Annotated in this window: 14 protein-coding genes; 12 read left to right on the top strand and 2 right to left on the bottom strand. The window is 74.1% G+C overall.

From position 1 onward, the window contains the following. Positions 1-97: 97 nt before the first annotated feature. Positions 98-688, bottom strand: a complete 591-nt coding sequence (locus ACP7BI_RS05495; RefSeq protein ID WP_425844260.1) for a hypothetical protein — start codon at positions 686-688, stop codon at positions 98-100. A gap of 62 nt (positions 689-750) precedes the next feature. Here ACP7BI_RS05495 and argS point away from each other — a divergent pair, with 62 nt between their 5' ends. Then, a complete protein-coding gene (gene argS, locus ACP7BI_RS05490) occupies positions 751-2,409 on the top strand; it encodes an arginine--tRNA ligase (RefSeq protein ID WP_425844259.1) in 1,659 nt (552 codons plus the stop codon). Between the two features lie 154 nt (positions 2,410-2,563). On the opposite strand, the gene ACP7BI_RS05485 is transcribed toward argS, so the two are convergent. Further along, complete coding sequence (locus ACP7BI_RS05485; protein WP_425844258.1) at positions 2,564-3,229, bottom strand: DNA-3-methyladenine glycosylase; 666 nt, start codon at positions 3,227-3,229, stop codon at positions 2,564-2,566. Between the two features lie 367 nt (positions 3,230-3,596). Here ACP7BI_RS05485 and lysA point away from each other — a divergent pair, with 367 nt between their 5' ends. The 11 genes from lysA (at position 3,597) to ACP7BI_RS05430 (ending at position 15,826) form a co-directional block, all read left to right on the top strand. Beyond that, positions 3,597-5,060 (top strand): diaminopimelate decarboxylase, encoded by a 1,464-nt coding sequence (gene lysA, locus ACP7BI_RS05480; RefSeq protein ID WP_425844257.1) that lies wholly within the window; start codon positions 3,597-3,599, stop codon positions 5,058-5,060. Beyond that, the gene (locus tag ACP7BI_RS05475; protein WP_425844256.1) at positions 5,057-6,364 is read left to right on the top strand and encodes a homoserine dehydrogenase; all 1,308 of its coding nucleotides are present in this window, start codon (positions 5,057-5,059) and stop codon (positions 6,362-6,364) included. The genes lysA and ACP7BI_RS05475 overlap by 4 nt, the downstream gene beginning before the upstream one ends. An 11-nt stretch (positions 6,365-6,375) precedes the next feature. Beyond that, positions 6,376-7,461, top strand: a complete 1,086-nt coding sequence (gene thrC / locus ACP7BI_RS05470; protein ID WP_425844254.1) for a threonine synthase — start codon at positions 6,376-6,378, stop codon at positions 7,459-7,461. 17 nt (positions 7,462-7,478) lie between these two features. After that, a complete protein-coding gene (gene thrB, locus ACP7BI_RS05465) occupies positions 7,479-8,468 on the top strand; it encodes a homoserine kinase (protein WP_425844572.1) in 990 nt (329 codons plus the stop codon). A gap of 138 nt (positions 8,469-8,606) precedes the next feature. Next, a complete protein-coding gene (gene rho / locus ACP7BI_RS05460) occupies positions 8,607-10,652 on the top strand; it encodes a transcription termination factor Rho (protein ID WP_425844253.1) in 2,046 nt (681 codons plus the stop codon). Between the two features lies 1 nt (position 10,653). Next, positions 10,654-11,733, top strand: a complete 1,080-nt coding sequence (gene prfA / locus ACP7BI_RS05455) for a peptide chain release factor 1 (RefSeq protein WP_425844252.1) — start codon at positions 10,654-10,656, stop codon at positions 11,731-11,733. A 26-nt stretch (positions 11,734-11,759) separates the two neighbouring features. Further along, entirely contained in the window at positions 11,760-13,058 is a 1,299-nt protein-coding gene (locus ACP7BI_RS05450) for an MFS transporter (protein WP_425844251.1), read from the top strand. 9 nt (positions 13,059-13,067) lie between these two features. Beyond that, complete coding sequence (locus tag ACP7BI_RS05445; protein ID WP_425844250.1) at positions 13,068-13,529, top strand: AAA family ATPase; 462 nt, start codon at positions 13,068-13,070, stop codon at positions 13,527-13,529. Between the two features lie 87 nt (positions 13,530-13,616). Continuing rightward, positions 13,617-14,213: a carboxymuconolactone decarboxylase family protein gene (locus ACP7BI_RS05440; protein WP_425844249.1), complete on the top strand. Its 597-nt coding sequence runs from the start codon at positions 13,617-13,619 to the stop codon at positions 14,211-14,213. Between the two features lie 49 nt (positions 14,214-14,262). Then, positions 14,263-14,610, top strand: a complete 348-nt coding sequence (locus ACP7BI_RS05435) for a hypothetical protein (protein WP_026374013.1) — start codon at positions 14,263-14,265, stop codon at positions 14,608-14,610. 145 nt (positions 14,611-14,755) lie between these two features. After that, the gene (locus ACP7BI_RS05430; RefSeq protein ID WP_425844248.1) at positions 14,756-15,826 is read left to right on the top strand and encodes an extracellular solute-binding protein; all 1,071 of its coding nucleotides are present in this window, start codon (positions 14,756-14,758) and stop codon (positions 15,824-15,826) included. Positions 15,827-15,929 lie beyond the last annotated feature (103 nt).

The following is a 15,929-nucleotide window of genomic DNA, read 5'->3' as shown; positions in this document are numbered from 1 at the left end:
CACGGGTGGGGCCGCGGGCTACTCGACCAACGGGTGGGGGCGGTCTCGATACGCCCGCTGCGCGGGCTACTCGACCAACGGGGAGGGTCGGAGGGGCTCAGCCGAGGTTCGCGAGCACCTGGTCGAGCACCTCGCGCGCGTCCTGCTCGCTCGCGAAGTACTGCGAGGCGACGCTCACGACCGTGCCGCCCGACGGCGCCGTCGCGACGCCGAGGTCGCCGACCGTCTCGAACGCTGGCGCCTGGAAGCCGGCGGCCTCCTGCAGCACCGCGACGACGAGCCGGTCGCCGCCCGTCACGTGCTGGTACGCGCACACGGTGCCGCCCGCATCCACGATGTCCGAGATCGCGCCGGGGAGGGTGCCCGCGTCGCTCGACGGAGCGAAGTTCGGGTTGAACGCGTAGAGCTGGTCGGCCGTGTAGACCTGCGAGCACGGCACGTCGCCCGCCACCGGCGGGGTCGTCGGCAGCGCCGAGCCGGTCGGCGCGGGCGTCGGCTCGGGGCTCTCGACCGGCGTCGCCGTCGCCGAGGGCAAGGGCGACGCGGTGGGCGAGCTCGACGCCGATGGCGACGGCGAGTCGCTCGGCGCGAACACGCCCGGCTCGCACCCGGTCAGCGCGAGCGCGGTCGCCGAGGCGATGATCGCGACGGGCAGGAGACGGCGGATGCTCTGGGTACGGCTCGGCATGCTGTCAGACTACGGGCGGTCGGGGGCCCGGGCGGTCGAGGCGCGCGCAGTATCCTAGAGGGATGCAGCCCTCCTCGCTCTCGTCCGCCGTGCTCGCCGCCGTCCAGGGCGCCGTGGGCCGACGAACGGACGAGGTCGAGGTGCGCGAGGCCGACATCGTGCTCGAGCGCCCCCGCAACCGCGACCACGGCGACTGGGCGACGAACGCCGCGATGCGCTTCGCGAAGCGCGTCGGCACCTCGCCGCGGGAGCTCGCCGACGAGGTCGCGGCCGAGCTCGCGGGCGTCGACGGCATCGCGAAGGCGGAGGTCGCGGGCCCCGGCTTCATCAACCTCACGCTCGCGGCCGGCGCCGCGGGCGAGCTCGCGCGCACGATCGTCGAGGCGGGCGACGCCTACGGCTCGGGCGACGCGCTCAAGGACGTGAAGATCAACCTCGAGTTCGTCTCCGCGAACCCGACCGGACCCATCCACATGGGCGGCACGCGCTGGGCCGCGGTGGGCGACAGCCTCGGCCGCGTGCTCGAGCGCCAGGGCGCGCTCGTCACCCGCGAGTACTACTTCAACGACCACGGCGCGCAGATCGACCGCTTCGCCAAGAGCCTCGTCGCAGCCTTCCGGGGCGAGCCGACGCCCGAGGACGGCTACGGCGGCGCCTACATCGCCGAGATCGCCAAGCGCGTCGACGACGGCTACGACGGCGACCTGCTCGACCTCGACGACGCCGCGCTGCAGGAGACCTTCCGCGAGCGCGGCGTGCAGCTCATGTTCGAGGAGATCAAGCGCGACCTGCACGACTTCGGCGTCGACTTCGACGTGTTCTTCCACGAGCACCAGGTGCAGTCCGACGGCTCGGTGCAGCGCGCGATCGAGGTGCTGCGCGAGCGCGGGCACGTCTTCGAGGAGGACGGCGCGCTCTGGCTGCGCACCACGACGTTCGGCGACGACCGCGACCGCGTCATCGTGCGCTCGAACGGCGCCCCCGCCTACTTCTCGGGCGACCTCGGCTACTACCAGAACAAGCGCGAGCGCGGCTTCGAGCAGAACATCATCATGCTCGGCGCCGACCACCACGGCTACGTCGGCCGCATGATGGCCATGTGCGCGGCGTTCGGCGACACCCCGCACGAGCACCTCGAGATCCTCATCGGCCAGATGGTCAACCTGCTGCGCGAGGGCAAGCCGGTGCGCATGTCGAAGCGCGCTGGCACCGTCGTGACCATGGAGGACCTGGTGGATGCGGTGGGTGTCGACGCCGCTCGATACGCGCTCGTGCGCTCGAGTGCAGACACGCCGCTCGACATCGACCTCGAGCTGCTGACGCAGCGCACGAACGACAACCCCGTCTACTACGTGCAGTACGCGCACGCCCGGATGTCGGCGGTCGCGCGGAACGCGGTCGCGGCGGGCGTCGACCGCTCGGAGTTCCAGCCGGAGCTGCTCGCGCACGAGACCGAGTCGGCGCTGCTCGGCGCGCTCGCGGACTTCCCGCGCGTGCTGACGCAGGCCGCGGAGCTGCGGGAGCCGCACCGGGTCGCGCGCTTCGCCGAGGAGCTCGCCGGGCTCTACCACCGCTGGTACGACGCGACGCGCGTCGCGCCGCAGGGCGACGAGGAGGTCACGGCGCTGCACCGCACGCGACTGTGGCTGAACGACGCGGCGGGTCAGGTGCTGCGCACGGCGCTGTCGACGGTCGGGGTGTCGGCGCCGGAGCGCATGTAGCCTCCCCGGTCGCTGCCCTTCGACTCGGTGTGCGCCTGTGGCGGGCACCGGCAGGGTCGCGGGTGCCTCCGCCGTCTCGAGCGCCGTCACGTCGCCTCCCCGCGCACGGGGGAGCGACGGCCGCGCGACAGGGGCCGATTCGGCGACGGTTCGCTCAGCGCTGCCGCTGCACGGCAGGCCGATAGGCCGAGACGCTCGGCTCGCCCGGCACCCAGAAGCGCCAGGGATAGGCGGATGCGTCCCCACCCGGCCCGCTGACCCCCACGCGAGGCCCGGTGCGGTACGGCGGCGGCACCTCGGCGGGCGCGAACGACCACGTCGCCGCCTCGACGCCGTCAGCGCCCGTGACACCGTCGCCCAGCTCCGCGTCGCCGAGCGCCGCGCCGTCGTCGACGAGCGTCGCGCCGAGCGCTTGCGCGACGTTCCCCGGGCCCCGCGCGAGCTCGCCGGTCGGCGTCGTGCGGCGCCGCGCGGAGCGCCGCTCGAGCGCGAGCCGGTGCCCCTCGACGACCTCGCCCGCGCGCACGAGCACGCCCCAGCCGTGGCCCTCCGGCCCCGCGACGATGTTCACCGCGTGGTGCATGCCGTAGGTGAAGTAGCAGTAGACGCGGCCGCCCGGCCCGAACATCGTCGCGTTCCTCGCCGTCCTCCCGCGGAAGGTGTGCGCACCCGGGTCGTCGCTGCCGCGGTAGGCCTCGGCCTCGGTGATCCGCACCGCGACGGCGCCCGACGCATCCGCCCGCCGCAGCACGCCGCCGAGCAGCAGCGGCGCGAGCTCGAGCGGGTCGCGCTCGAACCAGCTCGGGGGAGGAGTGGGCACGACCGGCACCGTAGCGGGCGCGCCCGAGCGTCGGCTTGCGGATGCGGTGGGTCACGCAGGGAGTCGATGTCACGGAGGGAGGCGGGAATCGCCTCCTTGCGGGGCAGACGCCGGGAATCGACTCCCTGGGTGCGCGCCAGCCGGTCGGCTCGTCGCGAGCCGCGGTTCGATCGCCGGCGCGGCTGCAGCCCGACCGCTGCTCGCGGCCGAGTCGCAGGATCGCCGCTGCTCGCGACGGCGCGCGGGCGCCGAGCCGCACCCCGGGCGCCGAGCGGCACGCGCGCGCCTCCTAGGATGGAGGGAGAGCGCCACAAGCGCCGACGCCGCCTGCCCGTCAGGCCCACAGCCCCCACCCGGACGGAGTCCCGTGCCGCATCCGCTCGCCCCGCACCTCACCGACGCGGGCGACCCCAACGCCCTCGCCGAGGGCGTCTGGCCCGCGTCGGCCGAGCGCGTCGACGGCGCGCTCCGCGTCGGCGGCGTCGACCTCGCACGCGTCGCCGAGCAGCACGGCACCCCCTTCCTGCTCGTCGACGAGACCGAGGTGCGTGCCCGGGCCCGACGCATCCGCGAGGCCTTCGAGGCCGCCTTCTCGCCCGAGGCCGGCGGCGCCGGCGTCGACGTCTACTACGCAGGCAAGGCGCTCCTGACCGGCGACGTCGCCCGCTGGATGCAGGGCGAGGGCCTCCGCATCGACGTCTGCACGGGCGGCGAGCTCGCGATCGCGCTCCGTGCGGGCGTCGAGCCCGCCCTCATCGGCTCGCACGGCAACAACAAGTCGCTCGCCGAGATCGAGGCGGGCGTCACCGCCGGCATCGGCACCTTCGTCATCGACTCGGCCATCGAGGTCGAGCGCATCGCCGCCGCCGCCGAGCGCGCGGGCCGCGTGCAGCGCGTGCGGCTGCGCATCTCGGTCGGCGTGCACGCCTCGACGCACGAGTTCCTCGCGACGAGCCACGAGGACCAGAAGTTCGGCATCCCGATCGACGAGGCGCCGGCGATCGTCGCGCGCATCCGCGAGCTGCCGAGCGTCGAGCTCGCGGGCCTCCACACGCACATCGGCTCGCAGATCTTCGACCACTCCGGCTTCGCCGAGTCGGCGCGCCGCATGCTCGCGCTCCACGCTGAGCTGGGCGAGGGCGCACCGCTCCCCGAGCTCAACCTCGGCGGCGGCTTCGGCATCGCCTACACGGCCGCCGACAGCCCCGAGCCGATCGAGGCCATCGCGTCGAGGCTCGCGGATGCCGTGCGCACGGCCGCGAGCGAGCTCGGCATCCCGGTGCCCAGGATCGCGATCGAGCCCGGCCGCTGGATCGTCGGCCCCGCGGGCGTCACCGTCTACTCGATCGGCACCATCAAGCCCGTGCGGCTCGCGGACGGCGCTCGCACGTACGTCGCCGTCGACGGCGGCATGAGCGACAACGCGCGCCCTGCGCTCTACGACGCGCAGTACTCCGCGCGGCTCGCGAATCGGGTCTCCGACGCCGAGCCGACGCTCGTGCGGGTGGCGGGCCACCACTGCGAGTCGGGCGACATCGTCGTCGACGCCGAGTGGCTGCCCGCCGATGTCGAGCCCGGCGACCTGCTCGCCGTCGCCGCGACCGGCGCCTACTGCCACTCGCTCGCCTCGAACTACAACGCGACGCCCCGCCCGCCCGTGCTGGCCGTCGCCGACGGTGCCGTGCGCGTGCTCGTGCGCCGCGAGTCGATCGACGACGTGCTCTCGCGCGACGAGGGGTTGTACCCGTCGGCGCCACTGGCCGCCTCGCCGCCCGCCGGCAGCGAGGCCCCGCGACCCGACGACGACACCACCGGAGCCGCATCCGCATGAACCACGACCGCACCGACCACTACCGATCGCTCCGCATCGCGCTGCTCGGCGCCGGCAGCGTCGGCTCCCAGGTCGCGCGCCTGCTGCTCGAGCACCGCGACGAGCTCGCCGCGCGCGTCGGCGCGCCGCTCGAGCTCGTCGGCATCGGCGTGCGCGACGTCGCCGCGAAGCGCGACGTCGACCTGCCCGCAGCGCTGCTGACCGACGACCTCGGCACGCTCGTCGCGAGCGCCGACATCGTCGTCGAGCTGCTCGGCGGCATCGAGCCCGCCCGCTCGCTGCTGCTCGACGCGCTCGCCGCGGGCGCCGACGTCGTCACCGCGAACAAGGCGCTCATCGCCGCGCACGGGCCCGAGCTCTTCCGAGCCGCCGAGACCGTCGGCGCGCAGGTCAACTACGAGGCAGCGGTCGGCGGCGCGATCCCCATCATCCGCCCGCTCGAGCAGTCGCTCGCGGGCGACCGCGTCATGCGCGTCATGGGCATCGTCAACGGCACGACGAACTTCATCCTCGACCGCATGCACACCGAGGGCGCGACGCTCGAGGAGGCGCTCGCGATCGCGACCGAGCTCGGCTATGCCGAGGCCGATCCGACCGCCGACATCGAGGGCTTCGACGCGGCGAGCAAGGCGACGATCCTCGCCTCGCTCGCCTTCCACACCGTCGTGCCCGTCGAGGTCGTGCACCGGCAGGGCATCACGGGCGTGACGGATGCGATGGTCGAGCAGGCGGAGCGGAACGACCGGGTGCTCAAGCTCGTCGCGATCTGCGAGCGGCTCGCGGGCGAGGGCGGCGAGGCCGTCTCGGCCCGCGTGCATCCCGTCTCGCTGCCGGCGACGCATCCGCTCGCCGCCGTGCGCGAGGCGAAGAACGCCATCTTCGTCACCGCCGAGTCGGCGGGCGACCTCATGTTCTACGGCGCGGGCGCGGGCGGCCCCGAGACAGCCTCGGCCGTGCTCGGCGACCTCGTCTCGATCGCCCGGCGGCACGTGCTCGGCGGCCCGGGCGCGGCCGCGTCGACGCACGCCGACCTGCCGATCGCGCCGTTCGGCGACGTGCTCGCGCGGCACGAGCTCGCGCTCACCGTCGCCGACCGCTCCGGCGTGCTCGCGGGCGTCGCGGGGCTCTTCGCCGAGCACGGCGTCTCGGTCGAGTCGGTGCGGCAGGACCCGGCCGACGGCGAGGCATCGCTCGTGCTCGGCACCCACACCGCGAGCGAGGCCCGCATCGCGGCCGTGCTCGACGCGCTCGAGGCGCACCCCGACGTGGAGCGGATCGACAGCGTGATCCGGCTCATCGACTAGGAGGAATGACGATGGCGAAGCAGGGCCAACGAGGCCAGTGGCGCGGCGTGCTGCACGAATGGGCCGACGTGCTCGACGTGGGCGATGCGTCGACGGTCGTGACGCTCGGCGAGGGCGGCACCCCGCTCATCGAGTCGAAGGCGCTCTCGGCGATGACCGACGCGCGCGTGTTCGTGAAGTTCGAGGGCCTGAACCCGACCGGCTCCTTCAAGGACCGCGGCATGACGGTCGCGATCTCGCGCGCGATCGAGCGCGGTGCGAAGGCGATCGCGTGCGCCTCGACCGGCAACACGTCGGCCTCGGCCGCCGCCTACGCCGCCGCCGCGGGCATCCAGGCGATCGTGCTCGTGCCCGAGGGCCGCATCTCGATGGGCAAGCTCGCCCAGTCGGTCGTCCACGGCGCGCGCATCGTCCAGGTGCGCGGCAACTTCGACGACTGCCTCGAGATCTCGAAGGAGCTCGCCGAGCGCTACCCCGTGCACCTCGTCAACTCGGTGAACGACGACCGCATCGAGGGGCAGAAGACCGCCGCGCTCGAGATCGTCGACGTGCTCGGCGACGCGCCCGACATCCACTGCATCCCGGTCGGCAACGCCGGCAACATCTCGAGCTACTGGCGCGGCTACTCGCTCGCCGAGACCGAGGGCTGGGCGACGAAGCGCCCGCGGATGCTCGGCTTCCAGGCCGCCGGCGCCGCCCCCATCGTCCGCGGCGAGGTCGTGCGCGAGCCCGACACGGTCGCGACGGCGATCCGCATCGGCAACCCCGCCTCGTGGCACCAGGCGCTCGAGGCGCGCGACGCCTCGGGCGGCCACATCGGTGCGATCGACGACGCCGCGATCCTCCGCGCGCAGCGGCTGCTCGCCTCCTCGACCGGCGTCTTCGTCGAGCCCGCCTCGGCGATCTCGGTCGCGGGCCTGCTCGAGCGCCACGCCGCTGGGCAGATCCCGGCCGGCTCGACGGTCGCGCTCACGGTCACGGGCCACGGCCTGAAGGACGCGCAGTGGGGCCTCAAGCTCGACGACGGCTCCGACGCCGCGCCCGAGTCGGCCGACGCCGACACCGCGCAGGTCGCGGCGCTCCTGGGCCTGTCGTGAGCGACGCGGTCTCGGGCATGGCGGATGCGTCGGGTGGCGTCGTGCCTGCGGCCACGGTGCCTCTGGGTCGGGCCGTGCGCGTGCGCGTCCCCGCCACGAGCGCGAACCTCGGGCCGGGCTTCGACACGCTCGGGCTCGCCCTCAACGTGCACGATGAGCTCGAGGTCACGGCTACGGCGTCGGGCGTGACCGTCGAGGTCTCGGGCGTCGGCGAGGGCTCGGGGGAGGGCGCCGTGCCGACCGACGAGTCGAACCTCGTCGCGCGCGCCGCGCTGCACGTCTTCGCCCGCGTGGGCGTGCCCGCGCCGGGCCTCGCGCTCACGGCGACCAACAGCATCCCCCACGGTCGTGGCCTCGGATCCTCGGGCGCCGCGATCGTCTCGGGCGTGCTCGCCGCGAAGGGGCTCCTCGAGGGCATCGTCGACGTCTCCGACGAGGACGTGCTGCGCTTCGCGACCGAGCTCGAGGGCCACCCCGACAACGTCGCGCCGGCGATCTTCGGCGGCCTGACGATCGCCTGGGTCGACGAGACCGGCCCGCGCCACAAGCAGCTCGCGGTGCACCGCGGCGTCTCGCTGCTCGTCGCCGTGCCCGACGCGACGATGTCGACGAAGCTCGCGCGCAGCCTCCAGCCCGAGGCCGTGCCGCACGCCGACGCCGTCTTCAACCTCTCGCGCTCGGCACTGCTCGTCGCGGCGCTCACGCAGAGCCCCGAGCTGCTCTTCGACGCGACCGAGGACCGGCTGCACCAGACCTACCGCGCGAGCGCGATGCCCGAGACGAGCGCCCTCATCGGCGAGCTGCGGGCGGCCGGCCACGCGGCCGTCGTGTCGGGCGCGGGACCCTCGGTGCTCGTGCTCGCCTCCGACCCCACGGCCCGGCTCGAGGCAGCGCGGATCGTCGAGGAGCGCTCCGCCGCGCCGGGTGCCGGCTGGCACGCGCGCCTGCTGGCCGTCGACATCCGCGGTGGTACAGTGGAGCCCATCCCCAGCAGCGCCGCGGCCTAGCCGCGCCGGGGGACTTCCTGACTCCACTCTCCGCAATCTGAAGCGCCCGTCGACCGAACCGGCCGTGAGCGCAGCGCGAGACATGGTCCCACGCCCGCGAGCATCGCGCGCGGGCCGACATCGAAGGAGCACTCGCACATGACGAGCGAGATCACCGACAGCATTGCCGCGGCAGAGGCCGCACCCGAGGCTTCCGCATCCGAGCAGTCCGCCGAGGCGCCCGCCGCGCCCAAGCGCCGCTCGCGTCGCGCGTCGACGGCGACCGTGACCGCTGAGCCGGCGAAGGCCGACGACGCGCCCGCCGAGGCGCCCGCCGCTGACGCGCAGCCGGCCGCCGAGCCCGCTGCCGAGCCGACCGGCGAGGCAGAGGCGCCCGCCGCGACGAAGCGCCGCGCGCCCGCACGCCGCAAGAAGGCGGCTCCCGCCGCCGAGGAGGCGACGGCCGAGGCCGCGCCCGCCGAGGCCGCAGCTTCGGACGCGCAGGCCACCGAGCAGCAGACCGAGGCGCCCGCCGAGCAGGGCTCGGAGCAGGCGACCGAGCAGAGCGCTGCCGAGCAGTCCACCGAGCAGTCCGCCGACGAGCAGGCCGAGGCGCCCGCGCGCGGCCGCCGCTCGCCGCGCGCGAGCCGCTCGCGCAAGTCCGCCGACGCGCCCGCCGAGCCGGCCGACGCACCCGCGGGCGACGCGGAGCAGGCCGCCCCCCGCCCCGACGCCGGGAGCGGCACGGCCGACGACGCATCCGACGCCGACGAGCAGCAGCAGGGCCGTCAGGACGGCGAGCAGCAGCGAGAGGGCACCTCGCGCCGTCGCCGCTCGCGCGGCAAGGGCTCGCAGCAGCAGGACGAGCAGGACTCGGACGACGACGACGAGTCGTCGCGCCGCGGTCGGGGCCGCGGCCAGAACGGCCAGAACAACCAGCGCGGCCAGCAGCCCAAGCAGCAGCAGGACGACGAGGGCTCGCGCCGCGGCCGTGGCCGCGGTCGCGACCGCCAGCGCACGCAGGGCCAGGACGCCGAGCCCGAGATCCGCGAGGACGACGTGCTCCTGCCCGTCGCGGGCATCCTCGACGTGCTCGACAACTACGCGTTCGTGCGCACCTCCGGCTACCTCCCGGGGCAGAACGACGTCTACGTCTCGCTCGCGCAGGTGAAGAAGCACGGCCTGCGCAAGGGCGACGCCGTCGTCGGCGCCATCAAGCAGCCGCGCGAGGGCGAGCAGCACTCGAGCCGCCAGAAGTTCAACGCGCTCGTGCGCGTCGACTCGATCAACGGCATGTCGAGCGAGGATGCGCTGAACCGCGTCGAGTTCTCGAAGCTCACGCCGCTCTACCCGCAGGAGCGCCTGCGCCTCGAGACGACGCAGAACAAGCTCTCGACGCGGGTCATCGATCTCGTCTCGCCGATCGGCAAGGGCCAGCGCGGCCTCATCGTCTCGCCGCCCAAGGCCGGCAAGACCCTCGTGATGCAGGCCATCGCGAACGCGATCGCCGAGAACAACCCCGAGGTGCACCTCATGATCGTGCTCGTCGACGAGCGCCCCGAGGAGGTCACCGACTTCCAGCGCACCGTCAAGGGCGAGGTCATCGCGTCGACGTTCGACCGGCCCGCCGAGGACCACACGATCGTCGCGGAGCTCGCGATCGAGCGCGCGAAGCGGCTCGTCGAGCTCGGCCACGACGTCGTCGTGCTGCTCGACGGCATCACGCGCCTCGGCCGCGCCTACAACCTCTCCGCGCCGCCGTCGGGACGCATCCTCTCGGGCGGCGTCGACTCGAGCGCGCTCTACCCCCCGAAGAAGTTCTTCGGCGCCGCGCGCAACATCGAGCACGGCGGCTCGCTCACGATCCTCGCGACCGCGCTCGTCGAGACGGGCTCGAAGATGGACGAGGTGATCTTCGAGGAGTTCAAGGGCACCGGCAACATGGAGCTGCGCCTCTCGCGCAACATGGCCGACAAGCGCATCTTCCCCGCCGTCGACGTCAACGCCTCCGGCACGCGCCGCGAGGAGATGCTGATGGGCGTCGAGGAGACGAAGGTCATGTGGAAGCTGCGCCGCGCGCTCGCGGGCCTCGAGACGCAGCAGGCGCTCGAGCTCGTGCTCAAGCAGCTCAAGGAGACGCAGTCGAACGTCGAGTTCCTCATGAAGGTCTCGAAGTCGGTGCCCGGCCAGCACGACAAGGACTGAGGTGTTCGAGTCGGTCTCGGGCCTCCTCGCCGAGCACGCCGACCTCGAGTCGCAGCTCGCCGACCCGGCGCTGCACGCCGATGCCGGGCGTGCGCGCCGGGTGAACCGGCGCTACGCCGAGCTCAGCCAGGTCAAGGCGGCGCACGAGCGCTGGCGCGCGAGCGTCGACGACCTCGCGGCGGCGCGCGAGCTCGCCCGCGAGGACGACGCGTTCGCCGAGGAGGTGCCCGCGCTCGAGGAAGCCGCGCACGAAGCGGAGGAGCGGCTGCGCCGGCTCCTCATCCCGCGCGACCCCGACGACGGCCGCGACGTCATCATGGAGGTCAAGGGCGGCGAGGGCGGCGAGGAGTCGGCGCTCTTCGCGGCCGACCTCGTGCGCATGTACTCGCACTACGCGACGAGCCGCGGCTGGAAGGTCGAGATGCTCGAGTCGACGCCCTCCGACATGGGCGGCTTCAAGGACGTGCAGATCGCGATCAAGGGCTCGTCGAACGATCCCGCCGAAGGCGTCTGGGCGTCGCTCAAGTACGAGGGCGGCGTGCACCGCGTGCAGCGCGTGCCCGCGACCGAGACGCAGGGACGCATCCACACCTCCACGACCGGCGTGCTCGTCTTCCCCGAGGTCGACGAGCCCGAGGAGGTGCAGATCGACCAGAACGACCTGAAGATCGACGTCTTCCGCTCGTCGGGCCCCGGCGGCCAGTCGGTGAACACGACCGACTCGGCGGTGCGCATCACGCACGTGCCGACCGGCATCGTCGTGTCGATGCAGAACGAGAAGAGCCAGCTGCAGAACCGCGAGGCTGCGATGCGCGTGCTGCGCGCCCGCCTGCTCGCGAAGCAGCAGGAGGAGCTCGACGCGGCCGCGTCGGACGCGCGCCGCTCGCAGATCCGCGGCATGGACCGCTCCGAGCGCATCCGCACCTACAACTTCCCCGAGAACCGCATCGCCGACCACCGCACCGGCTTCAAGGCCTACAACCTCGACTCCGTCATGGACGGCGCGCTGCAGCCGGTGATCGACTCGTGCATCCAGGCCGACGAGGAGGCGCGGCTCGCGGCCCTCGGCGGCGACGCCTGAGCGCACCATGACCGACAGCCGGACGCATGACGTCCGGGCGGATGCGTCCCGGGCGTGCGCGAGCGCGGCCCGCACCGCTCGGGGCCGCCTTCTGGCGCTTCTGGAGCGTCGAGCTCGCCACCGAGACGGGGCTCGGCCTCGCCGCGATCGCGCTGCAGGCGCTCGTCGTGCTCGACCTCGGCGGGGGAGCGGCCGAGGTCGGCTGGCTCTCGTCGGCGCGCTGGCTGCCGTACCTCGTGCTCGGGCTGCTCGTGGGCGCGATCGTCGAGGGGATGCGACGGCGCACGGCGATGATCGTCAGCGACCTCGCGCGCGCGGTGATCCTCGGCGGGCTCGCGGCGCTGTGGCTCGCGGGCGTCGGCACGCTGCCGGTGCTGCTCGCGGCGGTCGCGCTGCTGGGCACGGCAAGCCTCGTGAACGACGCCGCGTCGCAGGCGTTCGTGCCGCGGCTCGTCGGGCGCGACCGGCTGCTCGCCGCGCACCAGCGCCTCGACGCCGGCTCGAACGCCGCCCAGTCGGCTGGCCCTGCCGCCTCGGGCGCGGTGATCGCGTGGCTCGGCGCCCCCGTCTCGCTGCTCGCGGCCGCCGCCGCGCACCTCGTCTCGGCGATCGTGCTCGCGACGCTGCCGCCGGACCGGCGGGCGCCGCAGCGAGCGCGTCGGCACGGGCTCGTGCGAGACCTGAGGGCGTCGATCGCGAGCGGACTGCGCTACGTGCACCGGCATCCGCGCCTCGGGCCGTTCGCGCGGTGGACGCACGCGTGGTTCCTCTGCAACGGCGCCGCCATGACGCTGCTCGTGCCGCTCGTGCTGCTCGACCTCGATGCCGGGCCGGGCGGGCTCGGACTGGCCCTCGGTGTGCTCGGCGGGGCGACCCTCGTGGGCACGGCGCTCGCCGGGCGGGTCGCGGCGCGACTCGGCATCGCGCGCACGATCGTGCTCGAGCACGCGCTGCTGCCGGCGGCGTGGGGCACGATCGCGGTCGCAGCGCTGCTCGAGCTGGCGCCGACTGCCCGCCTCGCCCTCGTGCTGTTGGGCCTGGCGGTCGCGGGCATCGCGATGGGCATCGGCAACCCGAGCGAGATGGCACTGCGGCAGCGGGCGACGCCCGACAGCATGCAGTCGCGCATGAACGCGACGATGCGCACCGTGAACCGCGCGATGATCGTCGTGGCGGCGCCCGTCGCGGGCCTCGCCGCCGACGCGCTCGGGGTCGGCCCGGTGCTGCTCGCCGTCGCCGTCGGCTTCGCCGTCACCGCGATCGGCATGGCGCGAGCGCCGCTCACGACGCCGCCGGCCCGGGAGAGCCAGCAGCGTCGGGCGTAGGCTCCCGCCATGGCGCGGATGACGCTGCTGTGCGGCCCGGTCTGCGCGGGCAAGACGACGATCGCGCGCGAGCTCGAGGCCGCGGGCGCCCTCGTGCTCTCCTACGACCGCGAGGCGTGGGCGCGCGGTGTGCGCGACGGCAGGCCGGCCCGCGAGCTCGTCGAGCAGATCGACGCCGACTTCCTGCGGCTGCTCGAGCAGGCCGTGCTCGACGAGCGTGACGTCGTGCTCGACGCGTCGCTGTCGACTCGCGCGATGCGCGACCGGTGGCGGATGCGCTGCGGCGCGATGGGGCTGGACCCGGACCTGGTCGTCGTCCGCGCGCCGCTCGAGACGCTCCTCGAGCGGCTGCGCGAGCGGGAGCCGGGGCCGGAATCGGTCGTGCTCGACCCGGATGAGCTGCGTGCCTACGTGGCCGGCTTCGAGTGGCCGGGACCGGGGGAGCGGCACCGGGTGGTCGAGACGGCCTGAGCGGGCACGGCGGCAGTCGGACCCGACCGCATGCCTGGGCGACGCATCCGCCCCCGCCCTACGCTGGCGCCGAGCGAGGGGAGCACGATGGGCGGAGCGGGGTTCCTCGAGGAGCCGCAGCGCAGCGACGACGTCGAGCGCATGTACGCGGGCGATCGCGAGAGCGACGGCTACGTCATGAACCTCACGCGCGTGTGGGCGCACGCGCCGGCCGTGCACGACGCGTGGACGGCGTTCGCGATGGCGTCGGCCGAGGCGGCTGGGCTGACCTTCCGCATGAAGGGCGTGATCGTGAGCGCGCTCGCGGGCGCCTTCGGCGACTCCTACTGCTCGTATGCGTGGGGCAGCCGGCTCGCGCTAGTCGCCGGGCCCGCGACGGCGGCTGCGGTGCTGCTCGGCGACGATGCGGAGGCGCAGCTCGAGCCGGCGGAGCGCGTCGTCGCGGCGTGGGCTCGGCGCGTCGCGCGCGACCCGGGCAGCACGACGCCGGCGGATGTCGCGGCGCTCCGCGGCGCCGGCCTCGACGACACCGAGATCGTAAGCCTCACCGCGTACATCGCGTCGCGGATCGCGTTCTCGACCGTCAACGCGGCCCTCGGCGCGACGCCCGATGCCGAGCTGCACGCATCCGCCCCCGAGGCCGTGCGCGAGGCCATCACCTGGGGACGACTGCCCGCGGTGTGAGCGCGGGCCGCCTCGCGGAGCGCCGCGGCGCGCGTGCGAGGATGACCGCATGGAACAGGTGGCGATGTCGGCGGGCGCGCTGCTGCTCGCGCTCGGCGCGATCGCGCTCGCGCTCGCCGTGCACGCGATCGGCCTCGGCCGCGTCGCGCGGGTGGGCGCGCTCGGGCTGCCCGGGCGGCGGCTGCGGGCCGACGCCGACGTGTACGCGCGCACGCACCGGGCGGCGACGCCGCTCACGTGGCTGACGTGCTCGGTCGCCGCGGTCGCCGCGCTCGGCGCGCTCGTCGCCGGACTCGCAGCCGGGGTCGCGGAGTGGGCGGTGCTCGCGGTGCTCGCGGCCGTCGTGCTCGTCGTCGGGCTCTCGCTCGCGACCTGGCGGGCGCACGCGGCGCTCTGACCATCGCCGGTCGCCCTCGGTTCACCTCCTCACAGCGCGCCGTTCACCGATCCGGGTTACCGTGAGCCGATGCTCGCCCGCAATCGTGCGTGCGACGCGAAGGTCGTGGATCCACGAGATCCGTCCCGTTGGAAAGAGGCACCAGATGACCACATCGAAGAACCGCGCGCTCCGGGCCGCCGGCCTGCTCGGCGCAGGCGCAGTGCTGCTCGCGGGCTGTTCGAGCGCAGCGCCGGCGAGCGAGAGCTCGGGCGCCGCCGGCGACAGCGGCGAGACGCTCATCGTCTACACGAACTCCAACTCCGACGGCCGCGGCGAGTGGGTGACGGCGCAGGCCGCCGAGGCCGGCTTCGACATCGAGATCGTCGGGCTCGGCGGCGCCGATCTGACGAACCGCATCATCGCCGAGCAGAACAACCCGGTGGGGGACGTGGTGTTCGGCCTCAACACGATGTTCTTCGAGACCCTCAAGGCCGAGGGCGCGATCGAGGCGTACGAGCCGGCGTGGTCGGGCGAGGTGCCGCAGGAGGCGGGCGACCCCGTCGACGGCGCCTACTGGCCGCTCGTCGATCAGGCGATCGTCATGGTCTACGACGAGGCGGCCGTCGATTCGCCGCCCGCCGACATGACCGAGCTCTGGAACGACCCGGCCTACGCGGGCACCTACGAGGTGAACACCGCGCTCGGGCAGGCGACGCCGCAGCTCGTGATCGCGGGCATCCTCGCGCCGTACGTCGACGAGTCGGGCGAGGTCTCGGACGAGGGATGGGCGCAGGTCGAGGCGTACTTCGCGAACGGCAGCCCCGCGATCGAGGGCACCGACCTGTATGCGCGCTTCGACCGCGACGAGGTCGACTACGGCATCACGCCCTCCGGCGGCATCATCAAGCGCGACGCCGAGTACGGCACCACGACCGCGATCGTGCCGGCGGCCGACGGCGTGCCGTTCGTGACCGAGCAGATCGGCGTGATCGCCGGCACCGACCAGACCGAGCAGGCGCAGGCCTTCATCGACTGGTTCGGCTCCGCCGACGTGCAGGGCGCCTTCGCCGAGGAGTTCAACTCGATGCCCGTCAACACCGTCGCGCAGGAGCGCGCGAACCCCGAGATCGTCGAGCTCGTCGAGTCCGTCGAGCGGGCTGACATCGACTTCGCGCTGCTGCGCGAGCACATGGGCAGCTGGGTCGAGCGCATCGAGCTCGAGTACCTGCCGTGACCCCCGGGGCGGGGGCGCCGACCGCGCCCCCGCCCTGCCGGGCCCGCCCGCTCGCGCGGCCCGGCGCATCCGCACCCCGGCGCCGCCGCGCCCGCACCGCGAA

It is taken from the genome of Agrococcus sp. TSP3-2-1, assembly GCF_049897585.1.
GTDB lineage: Bacteria > Actinomycetota > Actinomycetes > Actinomycetales > Microbacteriaceae > Agrococcus.
The sequence above is the reverse complement of the archived record's forward strand: the minus strand, read 5'-3'. Positions and strand labels throughout refer to the sequence as shown.